The organism is Methanolobus sp. ZRKC3 (assembly GCF_045291275.1).
Classification (GTDB): Archaea; Halobacteriota; Methanosarcinia; order Methanosarcinales; family Methanosarcinaceae; genus Methanolobus.
Genome location: NZ_CP146982.1, coordinates 575,013 through 591,748, shown reverse-complemented (window position 1 = coordinate 591,748; position 16,736 = coordinate 575,013). Strand labels below are relative to the sequence as shown.

The 16,736-nt window shown below is 43.7% G+C and carries 10 protein-coding genes and 6 pseudogenes; 6 read left to right on the top strand and 10 right to left on the bottom strand.

Annotation, left to right across the window (positions count from 1 at the left end; genetic code table 11):
- Positions 1 to 339 precede the first annotated feature (339 nt).
- Together V7O66_RS02850 and V7O66_RS02845 are read right to left on the bottom strand one after the other, a co-directional pair.
- Positions 340 to 701: pseudogene (locus V7O66_RS02850) on the bottom strand (ISH3 family transposase); the annotation flags it as partial.
- A gap of 272 nt (positions 702 to 973) precedes the next feature.
- On the bottom strand, positions 974 to 1,243 hold the full coding sequence (locus V7O66_RS02845; protein ID WP_406661471.1) for a DUF504 domain-containing protein: 270 nt from the start codon (positions 1,241 to 1,243) through the stop codon (positions 974 to 976).
- 214 nt (positions 1,244 to 1,457) lie between these two features.
- On the opposite strand from V7O66_RS02845, the pseudogene V7O66_RS02840 reads away from it, so the two are divergent.
- Both V7O66_RS02840 and V7O66_RS02835 read left to right on the top strand, forming a co-directional pair.
- A pseudogene (locus V7O66_RS02840) lies at positions 1,458 to 1,619 on the top strand (ISNCY family transposase); the annotation flags it as partial.
- A gap of 176 nt (positions 1,620 to 1,795) precedes the next feature.
- Positions 1,796 to 2,786: pseudogene (locus tag V7O66_RS02835) on the top strand (IS5 family transposase).
- A gap of 87 nt (positions 2,787 to 2,873) precedes the next feature.
- Here the strand turns inward: V7O66_RS02835 and V7O66_RS02830 are convergent.
- A complete protein-coding gene (locus V7O66_RS02830) occupies positions 2,874 to 3,251 on the bottom strand; it encodes a hypothetical protein (RefSeq protein WP_406661470.1) in 378 nt (125 codons plus the stop codon).
- A 106-nt stretch (positions 3,252 to 3,357) separates the two neighbouring features.
- On the opposite strand from V7O66_RS02830, the pseudogene V7O66_RS02825 reads away from it, so the two are divergent.
- Positions 3,358 to 3,503: pseudogene (locus V7O66_RS02825) on the top strand (ISH3 family transposase); the annotation flags it as partial.
- A 69-nt stretch (positions 3,504 to 3,572) separates the two neighbouring features.
- On the opposite strand, the pseudogene V7O66_RS02820 reads toward V7O66_RS02825, so the two are convergent.
- Both V7O66_RS02820 and V7O66_RS02815 read right to left on the bottom strand, forming a co-directional pair.
- A pseudogene (locus tag V7O66_RS02820) lies at positions 3,573 to 4,006 on the bottom strand (class I SAM-dependent methyltransferase).
- 122 nt (positions 4,007 to 4,128) lie between these two features.
- A complete protein-coding gene (locus V7O66_RS02815; protein ID WP_406661469.1) occupies positions 4,129 to 4,467 on the bottom strand; it encodes a hypothetical protein in 339 nt (112 codons plus the stop codon).
- A 283-nt stretch (positions 4,468 to 4,750) separates the two neighbouring features.
- On the opposite strand from V7O66_RS02815, the gene V7O66_RS02810 reads away from it, so the two are divergent.
- From V7O66_RS02810 to V7O66_RS02800, 3 genes are all read left to right on the top strand, one after another.
- On the top strand, positions 4,751 to 4,948 hold the full coding sequence (locus V7O66_RS02810) for a hypothetical protein (RefSeq protein WP_406661468.1): 198 nt from the start codon (positions 4,751 to 4,753) through the stop codon (positions 4,946 to 4,948).
- A 301-nt stretch (positions 4,949 to 5,249) separates the two neighbouring features.
- Positions 5,250 to 6,431: an acyltransferase gene (locus tag V7O66_RS02805; RefSeq protein ID WP_406662548.1), complete on the top strand. Its 1,182-nt coding sequence runs from the start codon at positions 5,250 to 5,252 to the stop codon at positions 6,429 to 6,431.
- Positions 6,432 to 6,443: 12 nt separating this feature from the next.
- Complete coding sequence (locus V7O66_RS02800) at positions 6,444 to 7,442, top strand: hypothetical protein (RefSeq protein ID WP_406661467.1); 999 nt, start codon at positions 6,444 to 6,446, stop codon at positions 7,440 to 7,442.
- A gap of 203 nt (positions 7,443 to 7,645) precedes the next feature.
- Here the strand turns inward: V7O66_RS02800 and V7O66_RS02795 are convergent, their stop codons facing one another.
- The 5 genes and pseudogenes from V7O66_RS02795 to V7O66_RS02775 all read right to left on the bottom strand — a co-directional run bounded on the left by V7O66_RS02795 (position 7,646) and on the right by V7O66_RS02775 (position 16,734).
- The gene (locus tag V7O66_RS02795) at positions 7,646 to 7,858 is read right to left on the bottom strand and encodes a hypothetical protein (protein ID WP_406661466.1); all 213 of its coding nucleotides are present in this window, start codon (positions 7,856 to 7,858) and stop codon (positions 7,646 to 7,648) included.
- A 428-nt stretch (positions 7,859 to 8,286) separates the two neighbouring features.
- Positions 8,287 to 9,987, bottom strand: a complete 1,701-nt coding sequence (locus tag V7O66_RS02790; RefSeq protein WP_406661465.1) for a PEGA domain-containing protein — start codon at positions 9,985 to 9,987, stop codon at positions 8,287 to 8,289.
- A gap of 107 nt (positions 9,988 to 10,094) precedes the next feature.
- A pseudogene (locus V7O66_RS02785) lies at positions 10,095 to 10,280 on the bottom strand (IS5/IS1182 family transposase); the annotation flags it as partial.
- Positions 10,281 to 10,406: 126 nt separating this feature from the next.
- Entirely contained in the window at positions 10,407 to 13,328 is a 2,922-nt protein-coding gene (locus tag V7O66_RS02780; protein ID WP_406661464.1) for a hypothetical protein, read from the bottom strand.
- A gap of 322 nt (positions 13,329 to 13,650) precedes the next feature.
- The gene (locus V7O66_RS02775; protein ID WP_406661463.1) at positions 13,651 to 16,734 is read right to left on the bottom strand and encodes a M64 family metallopeptidase; all 3,084 of its coding nucleotides are present in this window, start codon (positions 16,732 to 16,734) and stop codon (positions 13,651 to 13,653) included.
- Positions 16,735 to 16,736 lie beyond the last annotated feature (2 nt).

Below are 16,736 nucleotides of genomic sequence, written 5' to 3'. Positions count from 1 at the left end.
GGTTTCAATAGATACAAAATATACCCAGATATTACCATGAAAAAAAGATCCATTATAAGATACTACATATTCCGCCTCTGAAACTAAAGCCGAATATGAGCTATCAATTGTAGAACTTAGAAAATGAAAAATAACGTGCTTTAATTACCCTCTATGAAATGATATGCCTAAGTTCCGTATTATTTTTCGAAAAGCGGAAATAAAGAGACTTGATTTTACTAGTTTAGAGAACTACATGCTAATTGGTCTATTCCTACATGTGTAGGGAACTTCTTTGAACACTTGAACATATGCCAGAGAATTATTCATCCCCATGTGTATGGGGAACTCTGTTACATTTTGCTTTTTGCCTTTTTCTACAGGTAGAACAGATAGTGTAAACCGTTTATTTTTGTCAATGATGTACAGTTAAATGTATGAATAGAATGAGTTTGTTGACTTTTTTGCTTGTCTTCGTATTACATATCCCGAATTAGAAACATCTGTTTGACCATAGTAAGGATCATTGCTGTAATCGATAGCAAAGTCATATTTTGGTTAGACTTTAATATTTGAAGAGGGAGCTACATAAGGATTTTGTTATTTGAGTCTATGAGTTGTCTCACATCGATTTTTTGAAGATGATATCGAAGTGATGTTTCACAAGGTATTTTGTGATAGCATTTAGAAAGAGAATGGATTGAGTTCTTTCCTGTTGTCATACCTATGACAGCATGAAATCGATCTTTACTAGTAAGTGAACCATTTATTGGAATGTTAATATAGTCGATAAGAGGTTGTAGTACATTTTTGGCGCATTCAGTAGGATTTAATTCAAATCGAGTAATATAAACTTTCTTTTGCGATTGGAAATACATGCGGAGGGAATTATACCACATATAAATGTATCATATGATGTCGTTTATACGAGTTTGAACTGAAATTAGCGAACTACTGTATTTGTGAATGGATTATTTCTAGAAAAGTTTACAGATTAAACATGTTCTGGTGCAGCCTTTACGTAGATCGTTTTCCCTTTGTACTTGATTTGAAGTATTCTATGATATGGTATCATAGTATCTGGAAAAAGCGTAAAGAATAAGTGTCCAATGTCTACTATATCATCTCCTGAAACCGTTTTTGTATTTCCAGGCACACCCCTGTGGATATACTCTATGCTGCATTCGTTTATATCCATACCTTCTTTCCATTTCAATTCATTAAATATGTCCCTCGGACGTTTTGATTTTATTACATCATTCATAAAATACCTTCCAGAAGGTTTAATATGTAGATATCAAAAATATTCATACAGATCCCCATAATCTGTTGAATTCCTATCCGTTTCCCTCAATATTAGTTAAGCTACTTTTAAAATAAATAGTTATTGAAGCTGTTTTCTCATTACTTCAAACCATTGAGTAGAACAATAATGCAGTACGTTGAACATCCTGAGCATGCCCATGCATTACATTAATATGGTAGAAAAGTGCCAGTCCAGGAAATATACTTACATAGCTTCAGGTGGAATCTGTATCATTGACGATCTTGCTAACTATCTGAACACAGATAACGTATCAATATGCCAATTTTTGTATTTCTTAGATATTGATGTCATTACTTCTTATGTTAAAAGTGCACCAATCGAAATATAAACTATACAACAGATTGAAAAATACAAAAGTATTCAATGAGTAAAGGTATTTTCGGCTCTGTAGAAAACCTACTTCCAATTTTATTTTGACGCATTAATTTAAAAAGGATTAATCCCCAGAGTATTACTTAGCACAGAAAACACAAAGGGGATGATTGTGTTTTGTCTAATAAGTACTTAAAGTTTGTTGATGCAGCGCTAGCTGTATCAGGAAACTCACACCTTCAGATCTATAGTTGCAAATATTCTAAAAGAAAATACACACAGCACCAACTACTAACATTGGTTTTGCTGAAAGAATACCTTAATGAAGATTATAGGGATATTGTTGAACTTGTCGAAGTAATGGATAAGGTCAAATCAAGGATTGGACTAAAACAGGTTCCGCACTTTACCACTCTTCATAAATTCATTACAAGATTGAACTCAATCTATTTCAGTGGGTTGTTGCAACAAACACTAAAACTTTTTTATTCTCATGGGGAACAAATAAAGATTACCGCTATTGATTCAAGTGGGTTTACTAGTGGTCATTGTAGCTATTATTATTCCTGGAGAACGGGAAAGAAACGAAGATCATTCCTAAAAACTAGTATTTCTATTGATACTGGAAAATTTGTTGTTACTGGTTTTAAGATATCATGCAAACCTGTACATGATGCTAAACATGCGATGAAATTACTAAAGCAATGCCATAAAACTCGCAGATCAAAGTATTACTTGATGGACAAAGGTTACGATTCTGAAGAGATACATTCAATAACAAGAGACGCTCTAGGTGCAATAGCTATGATTCCTCTTAGGCAGAGGAAACGGAAGAAGATCAAAGGTAATGTTCCAGATTAAAAATCTGGAACTCCTATTAAATCTATGATTTAATGGAGTATCGTAGAAAAATGGTATGGGAATTTGATAGGCATTGTATCATAACAGAAATTTGGTAGAAACGATGTTCTCTGTTCTGAAAAGAAAATATAGTGAAGAGATCAGGGCTAAAAAGTATTGGAATCAAGTGAAAGAGGTCAAATTCAAGATATTAGTACATAACCTTGACAGGTATGTCAAGGTTATATTTGTTATTCAAATAAGGATTTCTACAGAGCCGTATTTTCATTACTTTAACATAGGAATCATTGATATTGAAAAAAAGTAGTGGGTGCAAAATATTGCAATCCACTATTTTGTTATGCTTTAAGAGCTAGCAGTGAAAGACCCAGTTTCTTTTCCTCCCTTCATGTCTTCAGCGTCGACGGGAAAACGCACCTAGCAGTATTATGAACCCGATGGCAAACAGCACCATTACCCTGATCCAGGCCCAGCCTTCCCAACTACTCAAGCCGATTGCCAGCAGGATGGAACCCCATATCACGTCCCACATGGATGGAGCTGGGTACTTTGGTACAAGCAGACGGATCACCACTCCAATTAACGTAATAGCCCCGGCCCCTGTGAAGAAAATAGCCCAGCCATCCCACCAGTTGAAGTTAGATGAAAAATTTATGGTTTGTGCCAGCAGTATTAGTCCGGCCCAGAAGAAAGCGGCTGCCCATCCTATTGTGTCTCCCCGATCACTTGGTCTCCAATCGCTAAAACTTCTACTTTTACCGTTCTCTTGCATTTTAAAACCCCATAAAATCCAGAGTGTCTAATGTACTTATAATCTTCCTCAGGATTACATCACTTTGTTCAGGCGAAGTATTCAATTTAAAAAGCGATAGCATAGGCTGCAAAGAATGCATTTTATGAAAGTGAAAAGAGGACCGCAGACTATTGAATGTGATGTGTTTAGGTTCGATCTGTTCATTCATTGATTGTGGAATGGGTTAGAAGGAAGCTAAAAGTAAGATTAGCAGTTGAATGTTTTAGGTGAATAAATGATTATTATAGTGTAGGGGGAATATTAGAGAACTACTGAATTTATTTCCATTTGTCTTTTAGCTTAGCATCGCTTGTAATTGTATACGCCATTTTGTTTATTCGTATAAGTGAATAATTCGGACTGAAGGATTGACTTTGGTACCCAGAAATGTACCACCGGCGGAAACAACCACACTCCCAATGTTCCTTCAGGTTTTAGAACTCGATGCATTTCGGGTAAAAGCCGATTCAAAGGTAGCGACGGGAAAGGAATCACACCTAACAACAGAACCTTGTCTATGCTTGCAGTATCCAATCCTGTATCCAGAGCATCCCGTTTTACTATACGGACGTTCTTCAAGTCAGCACTTTGCACTTTTTTGATACTTGTTCAATAAATCCTGAAGACACATCCATCGCCACCAAGTAACCTTGATCACCGATCAGCTGTGCTGCCGGTATAGTGAAAAAACCGGTGCCACATCCCACTTCTAAAACAGTCTGCCCAACTTGAATATCAGCACCTCGAAGGGTTTTAACCGGATCAAAGATTCATTGCCTAGCTTTGCTTCCCATCAACAGGCCAGCAGGTTTGAAAAGCAAATTCAGTATCTTTGAATTTCCCAAGTCTTCTGTTTTCATTTACCCTTCCTTAAACTCTTCATCTTCTCAAGCTCAGCCTCAAGTTCCTGCATCTTCATTTCATCGATCTTATCTGCAAGGTCTGCGAGTTCCTTATCAGCCATCTGGATCGCACCATGCAACTTTTCAATGATGTTCTTCTCCAGATTAACCTTCTGCTTTTTTGTTTCACTCACAAGGTCTTCAACAAGCATCTTTCCTTCTTCTTTGCTAATTGCACCTTCTTCGATCTTTTCCTTGACGAATTCCCTAATTCTCTCTTCAGATAGTGCTGCCAGTCCTGCACCAATCAAAGCTGTTGCCCCTAATAGACCCATTTTCTTCATCTTGTCCATTTATTTCCACTCCCTATACTATCTTAAAATAATTTAACTCTTTAACGCCTGTTTCATATTCCGTTTAATATTCTTAGTCAGGTTATTGACAGGGCACAATAGGCTTCTTATAACATATTTATTGGTATTTACTCCATCTAGATGATGAAATCCGAATCATACTCATCCCTTCAATGCGTTAGCATAAGCACAAGATCGTCAATATTTTAACGATTAAGGAATCCTACAACACCCCGAATTGCATTTCCCAGCTAAAAAATGTGTTCAATTTAATATATATTTATTGGAAGATCTCAAGATGGATCTGTTGAGGAAGAAGATCATTGACATGCCCTATACTGATTGGAAAAAGCTAGGTTTTTCTGATGGTACGTTGCATTACATGAAGCAGAATGCTAATAATGATAAGCCATTTACTCTCAATGCTCATGTGAGGGAGAGATTGGAGACTTGGGATAAAGGGGTTAGTGTAAATGGATAATTTACACGTGAAATCAATGGTATTAACAAGTTTTGCATAGCTAAAGGTAATATCAATATTGTCTCATTGATGATAGAGATAGATGTTATTGGATATCTCGTTTCTAATGCTTACTTGATGCGAGATCCTATTTTAATCTCTCTTTTCTTAACGAACCTATTTCAAAACTTCTGAGTTGCTCTTTTCCAGCACATGATAAGGCTCTTCAAATTCGATCCTGTTCTCATAAAGCAATTGTATGGAATGCATATAGATTTTTGAAATGGTTTGAGAAAAAAACTGTTTATAGAATGACTGTCCAATTATTTATGGGGGTATAAGTACGGATAGCAATAAACCTGAGAGACGTTATGATCTGGACTGGCTGAGGGTTATAGCTATAATTGCAGTCTTGATCTTTCATTCGATGAGATTTTTCGACCCCATGGACTGGGATGTAAAGAACAATGTCCTGAGCGAAAATATCATGGTGCTTGTTTTGCTTATAGTCCAGTGGCTGATGCCCTTGTTCTTCCTTATCTCGGGTATGAGTATCTATTTTGTGCTGAGCTTCAGGACAAAGGGTCAGTTCATAAAGTCGCGATTTCTTCGCATCATGGTCCCTTATCTTTTAGTGGGCATATTTATCATACTTCCTCCCCAGCATTACCTGAGGCTGTTAAGCGGTGGAGGATCAGGACTTACATTCCTGCAGTTCTATTCTAACTATCTGGCATACACCTTTGCTGACGTATTCTTATATTTTAATCTGCCACCTCTGGGTCATCTGTGGTATCTTTTGTTCCTTTTCATATTTTCTTTGGTTATGCTTCCCCTTTTTTCTTATCTTAGAACAGAATCCGGAAGGTCGATCATTTCGCGCTCTACATCCATTTTTGAAAAAGCAGGTGCTATCTTCCTGTTAGCATTGCCAATTGGTTTTCTCACTGCAATTCTTGACCCAACATCATTTGCAGGCAACCCGAATTATTTTGGTGGCTGGAGCATATTAGCCTATCCTATAATTCTGTTCTATGGATATCTTATAGCCTCCAACAAAAAATTAGAGGAAGCCATCCATAGGCATGGAAAAGTTGCATTGGTGCTGGCAATAACAACTTTCCCGATCATTCTATGGTTCATAGAGTCCGTACTTGATGGGACATTCCAGTTCGGAAGCTATGAATATGCAGGAGTTATGCTGCTTCGTTCATTCAATCTATGGTGCTGGATGATCGCCTTCCTGGGATATGGAAAGAAATACCTGAGCTTCAACAACAGCACACTGAAATACGCCAATGAAGGACTCATAGCCTTTTACATACTTCACCAAACGGTCATCCAGATCGTGGGATTCTTCATTGCAGATTGGGATATGGGCATAACTCCAAAGTACATAATACTCGCAACCACATCGTTCATAGTGATTGTGACGATATATGAAATTGCTATCAAGCGCATCAATGTTGTCAGATTCCTTTTCGGCATGAAACCAAAGAAATAAGGTGCTGATAATATGAAATTTCCGCCGATCAAGCAAATAATTTACCAAAGACCGGTAATCCTTGGTCTGAGCATCAGCATTATCCTCCTTTTCGCCTTCCTGATGCAAGAATACTTACTGGATCGTTTCACGCTGATATTTGAAGAAGAGCATTTGCTACAAGACTTCTGGATCGCTGTTGTCCATTGCCTTCTGGTAGGCTACCTCCCCAGCGCGTATTTTTTACTACTGCGTGGTACAAGGAATACCTTTGAAGAACTTGAACATGTTCTGAAACCAGTAACTACCCCCTCGTACGTGGACTCTGCCGTACATATTGGAAAGAGGAATCTGATCGTTTGGGGCTCACTGGGCGTGCTGATCGCGCTGCTTCTACCTTACCAGACGGCCATAGCACCCTGGGATCCGTCTACATGGCACCCTGAGGTTGTCTGGCATCGTGTTCTCGAGCCTTTCATAGGTTGGTGGGCTGGTTGGTTCTTTGGTGCGATCTGGGTTACCTCGAAGCGAACATCCCAGCTGGCAAGCAGGATCGATTCTGTGGATCTATTGGATCTGAGCCCATTGTTTCCTTTTGTTAAACAGGGTCTGTTGACTACTCTGCTAACGATTGGTATGGTGTCGATTGTTAGTTTGCTTCTGCTCGATCCGGGAGAGTGGCCTGTTGTTGCCAGAGCTTATTTGGGATCTCTGGCGATTGCATTGCTCGGCTTCTGGTTGCCGATGAGAGGTGTACACCAGCGAATTCATGAGATCAAAGAAGCAGAGCTAAAATGGACACGCGAAAGGATACGGCAATCTGAGACCCTCCTGCATAGCGGTTCACCGGACATGTCACCCGGGCAGATGGCAGATCTGATTACGCATCTCAACCTCATTGAAGATGTGCCAGAATGGCCTTTTGAAAGTTTAACAATTGTGCATGTGATGGCCTATTTACTGATTCCGCTGGCGTCCTGGTTAGGTGGCTTGCTGATCGAAAGCCTGCTGGAGATTGTTTTTGCCATGTGATAATGATGAATGAAACTTAAGTTAACGTATTCAAAATAGGTATATTCATGTCGGACTGCATACGAACTCCTCTCTATGAGTCTCTAAATCACGTATATAATCCTGTTGAAGTCGTAGTATCACAGATCATTTCTATGGTAACCACTCCCACGTAATGATATTCTTTTGAGTAGCTTATTTACTTTTGGTATATTGTGGTTATCTCAGTAAGTGTACATTATTTTTTGTAAGTAGGGTACATTTAATGTCTTCTTCCATTCAGTATAAGGCATGTCAATGATCTTCTTCCTCAGCAGATCAGAATCATCCCTTTCAGCCACATAAACAGGCTTGCTAAACTCAACAGTTTTCCTCTTTCCAACAATACAATGGCTTAACTCCCTTGCTTTAACCAAAAGAACAGAACTCCATGTCATATTTCTAGTTCCAATTTGAAAATATAAAAACCAGTATCATGCAGACTTATCAATATTAATCTCAAGTCTCAAAACCACAAATAACAGTATCATATAAGATTAGTAAATTTAATCTTACCAGTACTAAATCAGTATCAGGAATCATTTTAGTATACAAAAATTCAATTTATGCATCTTTTGTAGTACATCCTCATACTATATCCACATATCATACAGGTCGGTGATGCCCCGCTTGAGGGTGATGTGCTGATATTTCACCCTCTTAGGTAGTTGATGTATGAAATCAGTGATGTCTCCTTTCATACGATTCTATTTCGGTTTCCAGCTGAAGACTGTTTACCTTGGAAACCTGGGCAACCGTAATCCCTCCTACCTCCATCCACAAATCTAAAGGATGAATATGGCATGGTTTGTTTTCCATTGTCATGTCATCTTCTTTCTTTCCATAATTTTGCAATGATTATCGGGATCATAACTATTATCAAAGCTGCTATAAATTCCCAATAGCGTTCATACCAAGGGACCTCTACTTCAACTGGTATTGGATCTGACCAATCCGAAGAATGTTCATACTCGTCTGTAGCTTTAACCTTAACATAATGAATTCCTCCATGTTCCCAGACATGAGTCCTACTTTGACTTGTACCAGAATCTACAAGTTGGGTGGTCGCATAATCGGTATCGTCATCCCAATCAAAAGTGTATTTTATTTTGTCCCCCTCCGGGTCGGTTGTATTGGCAGAATACCGGCAATTTGTATTAGGTTTTACAGAACTTTCGCCTGAAAGCCTAGGCGTATCTGGAGCACGGTTTCCTGAGATTTCAACTGATATTGGATCTGACCAATCCGAAGAATCTCCATTAATGTCTGTAGCTTTAACCTTAACAGAATAATTTCCTCCACGTTCCCAGCTATGGGACTTACTTACAGTTACACCGGAATCTGCATCATGGATAGTTGAAATGGTGTCATCTCCCCAATCAAAAGTGTATTCTATTTTGTCTCCATCTGGGTCGGTTGCATAAGCAGAACATTCATAATAAGTTTCGGTTACTCCATAAATTGCGCCTGAAAGAATCCTAGGCGTTTTTGGAGGTCCAACTAAAGTGCATTTAACTGGTTCAAGTTCACCAGCAGTAACATTTACTGTTATGTCGCAATCTAAGTAACCAGAAAGCGTGCATGTCACATTGTGAGGGCCAAAAGCTAGGTTAGAAACAGTTTGTGGAGCAGTTCCCATAGTTACTCCATCCACGGACACTTCAGCGCCAGATGGGGTTGAAGTAACGGATATGCTTCCCACTGCGGGCGATAGAGGTATCATCAGAGGATCAGGAACAGGAACATTTACACGAGTTTCGTTATCTAAGTAACCAGAAAGTGTGCATGTCACATTGTGAGGGCCAAAAACTAGGTTGGAAACAGTTAGAGTTGGAGACGCAGTTCCCATGGGCACTCCATCCACGAACACTTCAGCGCCAGATGGGAATGTGGCAACGGATATGCTACCTACTACGGCTGCATATTTAAGATTGCCTTCAGTACGGTCGTAATAGCTTATGTGTGGATTATCGGAGGAATCAAGGGCAAGAGAGGTATACTTACCTACATCTCCCTTCGAATCCACGATTTCCTTAATCCACGTACTTCCCGTCCATTTAGCATATTTCATATCCCCATTATCGTAATAGCTTATGTGTGGATTGTCGGAGGAATCAAGGGCAAGAGAACTAGGCTCGCCCCACACAGAATCCACGGTTTTTATGTTCCACACATCTCCACCTTGATGACCTGTTTGATATTCCAATTCAGCATGTGCCAAACCAAAAAAATCATTGTCAAACGAATAAGTGTAATAGCTTATGTGTGGATTATTGGAGGAATCAAGGGCAAGAGAACTAGAGTCGCCTACCTGATCCCACCCAACGTATTTTTTGACCCAATCGTTTCCTGCCCATTCAGCATACTTCAGATACTTATTAGAACCATCGTAATAGCTTATGTGTGGATTGTCGGAAGAATCAAGGGCAAGAGAGGTATACTGGCCTACATTCTCCGCCGAATCCACGGTTTGTATGCTCCATCCAGATTGAGCGCCAGCGCTGCACGTCAGCAATAAGATTGCCAACACCATCGTGCCGATCGCTATTCTGAGAATACGTTCCCTATAAAATGTTATATGAAATCACTTATTGTCATTATCTTCCTTATGCATAGAATCCCCTCCCTAATGCATTTTTGTAGTACTAGCATCTTAAGCATGACAATTTCATCGATGTTTGGTCTGTCACCTAACTCTGTTTTGTTGTTATACATCTCTGCTATAATTGGACGAAATGGTTTCCAATCTATGAGTGATTAGATTTCAGGCTTATCACCGAGATTTTCAAGACACTTGTAATCTTCTCTGTATTGGCAAATGCAATGGCTGAGTTTATCTCTCGCGCCAACGTCAAAAATGTGACAATACGATGCTCTAGCAATCGATTAATATCTCTTCTCAATTATCTGTGGGAGCCCGTATTTTGGGCTCCCAACGAAGCTAATTCAGCAGTCGCAGTTGTCTTTATCAAAGTCTATGTCGAGCCGAACCGACTTAACCGTCACGCACTTGACGTCCTTCGACGGCATATCCAGGCAGTCCAGCAGTTTCTTTGCAGGTCCAATGCATTTTTTACCGTCTGGGAGGCGATCACGACGATTGAAGGGAACCGCCAAATCTGAATCAAGGCGATACGTCATTCCCCCGACCATCGCACCGTCGACAAGAACCGTAATGTTCACATCACGATCGCTCGCGTTGATGACGTCTTCCGGCTCGAAATCAGTTCCTGGATGAAGTTCGATGAACACCTCACGCCGGGTCTGTGCACCCAGCACAAAACGCGGAGTGGGGAAGTCACGAATCTTCAAGCGCCATCCACGTTTGGTGAGTAGCTGTGGCATTGTGACCTTGATCTCTATCGTGGCCCTGCGCGGATTCGGATTACCAGCCCAGAAGCTAATTCCGTCGAGCCCTAACATGAGACCACGCAGTCCCCCGCCGCCCGGCACCGGGTTAACATTACGCTGCCCGACATTGTTATCGTTCGGAACCAGTCGCCACTCTGGAATCACTTCTCCTGCAGTGAAGTTATCGATGTTGCTTGGATCATTGGTCGCAGAGACAATCATCAAGACACAATCGTGTCCATAGGCGTTGGTGTTTGGAGTCCACTCGAACGGACCGATAATTTTCTCTTCCGTGTCGTTGGCACCGAGTCCTCCGACCACAATCTGTGGCGTCGTCATGGCCTGGAAGTCGTTTGGCCAGAGGAGACCCGCACCTGGCAAACAATGGAAACCGCGTACGGTGACATTGGTTGCCGCCTGTGTTCCACGATTCTTGATCCGTACATACATGTAGTTCGATTCACCAAGCTCTGGCTCCTGGTGGGTTGTGCCACCATCAGCTATTCGACGGTTCCAGATAGTGGTCGTGTGCCAGTGCACGTGCTGGAAATCATAGTGTCCGGCCCGACCGTCATCGATGTAGACATCGATATCCGGCGGCGCACCCGGTGATGTCACCGGGGTGGGTGCTCCGAAGGGTTGGTAGAGTCCCTGACGTTCGAAAGACCAGCGAATTACCTTATTGTAGGCTCCCCCAAATACGCCCTCCGACGTCCAGTTGAGGAGATCGACTGCACGCATCGCATTCGCGAAGGCGAGTACGTTACCGGGATTTGTTGCGGGCGTCAGTGTCCCGACCGTCCGCAGGATCAAATAGGTCATCATGCGTGATGCGAACTGCCGCCGGCTCAGACTTGGATGTCCGCCTCCAATTGAAAGGTAAATACGAAACAGCGTCGTCGAGAGTATCTGCTCACTCGAATAACTCCCGACATCGAAAGCGCCGCCCCAGGCCCATCCCGCTGCCGGATCCCTGTCACAACGTCGAATCGGAATCCATGGTGTGAGTTCGAAGCGATCCGGTGCATTCGATTCGGGGTCTGCGACGATCATTGCCATGCTGTCGCCGGCACTGTGCGCAAAACCGAAATTAGGTCCGTTGACGTGATTATGGAGAATGCCGTGTCCACCGAGTTCGTGCAGCTGCACGCGCCAGTCGGCCGCGATACCAAGGGGATCCGTGCCCGGTGGTGTGTCTGCCAGGCCGAAGCAGCAGTGGTCTATGCCGTCTCCATCTCCTACACAGTGCGCGTTGATGGTTGAATTGCGACCGCGATGGTCGACGGGAATTGGGAAATCCGTTCCATCAAAGTAAGTGACAATCGGAAAGCCTAGGTTCTCCACTAGGCTGAAGAAACGATCGGTATGATAATAGGCATTAACGGCTGCGAAGTCGTCGGTACGTGCATTGTAATTGAAGTCTGTCCCTGCCGGTTCGGTAGGATCCACGATATTCGGCAAGTGGACATGCTGGAGGTCCGCATAGGTCCCACGCAGATGCTGAATTCCACCTACGGGGGCATCAAGATTCTGCAAGACAACCGACGTGCGGTGCGGATTCAGGACCGCATTGCTCTGATTCGGTGTTAGTGTTGCATTGCCAGTCGACGAGATCGGATCCTGGACGAATACCATGCCGTTAACTCCAGAGGTAAGCGCACGGAGATAGAGAACAGCACCTGTTTCCAACTCAATCAAAACTCTCCAGTTAAGGCGCTCATACTGTGGCGTCCAGAGAGAAAGGATGATCTCGGCTACTAAGTAGTAAGTACCGTCTTCGATAGCCTCCGGCACTGGAGGAAGCGGCAATGTTGGTTCATATTCTGGCTCGAAGTTTCTAATAGGCTCGGCTTTTCCCGCGGCAGCTACGGTCCGTGGATGTTGTTCTCCTTGATCAGGTAGCCGCGCCGAAGCATCATACCGATAGACATAAAATCGTCCGCGAATGATTCGATCGCCTTCTCGCGCGCTTTCGTCTTTAATATCCAAGCCCTTCCACAGTTCCTTGATCTGCGCCCAGTCAAACTGATCTCTGGCGAACCCCGCAGTCTCCTCACCCTTCATCGCTAGATTAAATAATTTTCGATATTTCTCGATGATTTCAGAATCGGGAAGCTTCGCTTGGATACCCCGCTGACTCGTGTTCGCTGCACTGACGATGCGGTTCGGATTCTGTTTCACTGTAACCGTAATGCCGGCACCCCAAACTGGGACGTTCAGGTAGGTCTGGAGAAGACCGGTAGTCGTCGAGTCGAAGAACGTCTTTTCCTCAGACAGTCTGTATTCAATGTCCTGTTCAAGGGGATCCAGGTACGAGACTTTCTGATGCGCCCGCGCGAGCTGGGTCTTCGATGCATCGATTACATCAGCAACCTGTCGCACATAGTCGATGGCCGCTAATCTCGCGCTTAATTGCTCAGAAGGCATGTAAGCCTGGAAGTGATTTATGCCTCGAACAACGCCATCAGTATCAATCGTAAGATTCGCTTGTAGGGATGGATCGAATTTAATAATCATTTTACTACCTCCATACTTTTCCAAGTTTTACACAAACTTCGTGGATAACTTAACCATCGACGAATGTGAATGAAATTGGAAATTGTCTTGTATGATAGTAATTCACTTTATTTGAGTGAAAAAATATCATGTGCCTCTATGGCCTAACGGTTCGGTCCTGATCCTTTTGTTAGGCCAGATTTACCCTGATAAAGGGTTTACACCGTATTTCGGATTCTATATCCCATTAGGTGGGACTGCCAACGGCTTCGGCAGCCCCTTCGGTCAGGTTATCGAGGTCTTATTTCTTCCCCTCCTTTTTCGCTGTCCGAGTTAATGGGTTTCAAGTTTGTTCTCTGTCTCCGTCTTTTTTTACCAACCGGGATTCTATCTCTTTGAGTAATTCCACCTCGGAAAGGAGTTTGAGCTTTGGAAAATCGTCCTTTTTCTCGCAACAATATTTGAGTGTCTTGAGGATTTCTATAAGAAGGTGTTTTAGGTCTTCACAGCACTCTTTGCCGAAGTCTTTGCCATCTTTCACCTGACCTAGACTCAAGATTATTCCAGTGAAATGTCGATATCTGGTCAGCCTGATGCCTTGAGGAGAACTGGCACTCGCTTCGACAGCAGCTTGGTAAGGTCCATAAAGGCTGGTGTCCTTGAAAATCCCATGATAGGCTCCATTCTCGTCCCGCGAAAGCTTGATCGTTCGCTTAACGCCATCGGGCCGACGGAAGCTGACCTCCACTGGTTCATCAAGGGTTACAGGTTGGCCAAAGAGAACCGGCTCCAGTATGACCTCCATCTCTGAACCTGGCAGATAACTCGTCTGAACCAGACGGCCCTTAAGCAGTAAATTGCTGCGGGCTTTAGCCATGACGGAGTAGTAGGAAGAAAGGCTTCTTCCGTATTCTGCCGTGTAGACATCGCCACCCATCTGTATAAAGTTTTCAACCCACATACGCCAGCGACCGACGTGAGCCGTTGGCTCTTCGGGAAAGGCGGGGAAGAGCAAGCGGAAAAACATATGACTCCTTTGAATGCTGAAACTCACATTCGGTACACCTCCACCAGCGATGTCGCTAGGCGTGATTATCTTACCATTGGGAGCCTCGAGCCATACTCTAAGGTATTTCGGGTGTATATCGCTGGGCCGGAATGCCAGGATAAAGTCGGCGGCAACATCGACCTCGCCAATCATGATGTCGGTGTATTGCTTACCCTGAGGAGGCAATATACGCCGAGGATCTTTAATGAAGGCTTCATCAGCCACATCAGAAAGAATTTGCACAAACAGTTTCTGAAGGATGAACTCCTTTTCACCTACAAGATCGCCAGTAATCTGGGCGGTGCCATTCGTTACGGTGGCAATTTCGTTTAGCTTGTCTTCAAGCTGGTTCAACCCGAGTCCGACTGCAAAGACACGTTGAGAAGGCGTCTTGGTTGCAACGTGGGCTATACCTGCCGGGATGTCCGGATCTGTATTCTGACGTCCGTCTGTGAGAACCACAAGAGCTCGCGAATCGGCGGCGGCGCTATCCAATACATCACTACCTAGGATGATGCCTGCTCCAACTGAAGTGGATCCCGAGGGATGCAGATTCGTCAGGTTGAGCTCGCTGAGTGCTGCAACTCTCCCGGCCCCGCTGCCAACTGGTCCTGCCACAACTGGATCCAGTAGTCTATCGCCATGAGCATCGGAAGAATGATGGTTGTATCGTACTAGGCCTATGCGATCGTTGTCCTTGAGCAGGGATACGTATAGCTCTGCAGCATAGATTGCATGATCAATCTTCCTCTGCGAGGCTTCGCCAGTCGCGTCTGCCATGCTTCCAGAACGATCTATCACCAACACTGAGTCGACAAACGGAGGGTCAATGACGCTGGCAGTGAGTTGAATATCGGTTGAGGGATTGACGGAATCATCCGGAGTGTTGATAGTAAACTGCCCGTTGTAATCCGTTGGCCCCGTGTTTGGTGCAGTAAAGGCAACATATATCTTTCGTGATGTATAGACCTCATCAGGGTTAGGCGTCGGCAGAGTGAAATTGAGCAATGTCCCAGGGGCAGACAAAAAGCCACCGGTCGGATCCGTCATGGAAACACTTAGCGGCGCGGAACAAGGAACCCGCAAGTTTCGAATTTCTACGGAACGATACATTGTCAGACCCCGGCTCACCTCGCCAAAGTCAAGCGTCGTTCCGCCATCTTGGGTGACGATGCTAACCTGGGGCTGTGCCGTACAAATGGAGCCGATAAGCATGATGTTTAGAGCAGGAGCGTTACTGGTAATCTGCAAGGTGCTGTTTTGCGGGCCGTTCAGCCAGACCGGCCCTAGTGTAACCTCCACATCCCGGCTCTCTCCCGGCGTGAGTGTAGTGCCTGTGCCGAGTAAGGAAGCACTGTAATTACTATTATCCACCGACAAGGAGACACCAGTAACATCAACCGTACCAACATTGCTGATTTGGAATTTCATAGTGACAACACCGCCTTGACCCAGCGAATCAAAATCAAGAGTACTTAGTTCAGCTGCCAAGGTAGGCGAGGCACCGAAGAAAGGGCGGAGAATGTCATGAATCGCTTCTACACACACACGGCAAAAGTGCCTGTTACTGTTACGCATCCGGCATATGTAAGCCGGGCGGTAGCGACCGCAATGATAGTATTGCGCCCCCTCATAAAGACCAATGATGGTATCATCACTCAAAACGTTAGGGTGCCAATCACATTGTGTACAATCGGGATTTTCCATAGTGGGAACAGGCGTTAGAGAATCGACAAGATGCCCCCACTTCAATGCAGACCGTGTTGTGGCGGCAGTCACATTGAGTGCGGAAGGCTCCCCTGATGGTGCTACATCACGATTAGTATCAACTCCGCAGCCAGCCCAATAATCGTATTCGTCGGCGAGAGCAAAAGCTGAGTGTCCCAATTCGTGTAAGGTGATGTTAATCCAACTGGCGGTCATAGCAACTGTGGCAATTCCACCCCCTGATCCCCCACGGATAGTACTATTATTTACGAGGACCACAGCGACATCCCAGTCAGGAACGTGAGTATCGAGAACACCACGTGCTATATCCCCATCACATACCAGCAGACGGCGTATTACACCATCACCGCAATAGGTGGCGTCAAAATATGTATTAGCCGTGGCCCCGGTGCCGCCACAGATACCTGGGTCGTCGGCACCTGAATCATCTGACTCGACGTTAATCCGATGGATGTTGATGGCTGAAATCAGCGTGTCAAACCAGGGCTCAAGCTGTATTGCATCGACAAAGTCGTCACAGGCGTTGTTAAAAGCTGTTTGCTCCGTGTCTTGAAATCCTTCCGCAAGAAAAACGATATTGAATCGATCGCTGTCGGGGCCATTATTCAATATTTTAGTAGGACCGACGACAGTTCCATCACTTGTACCCATAA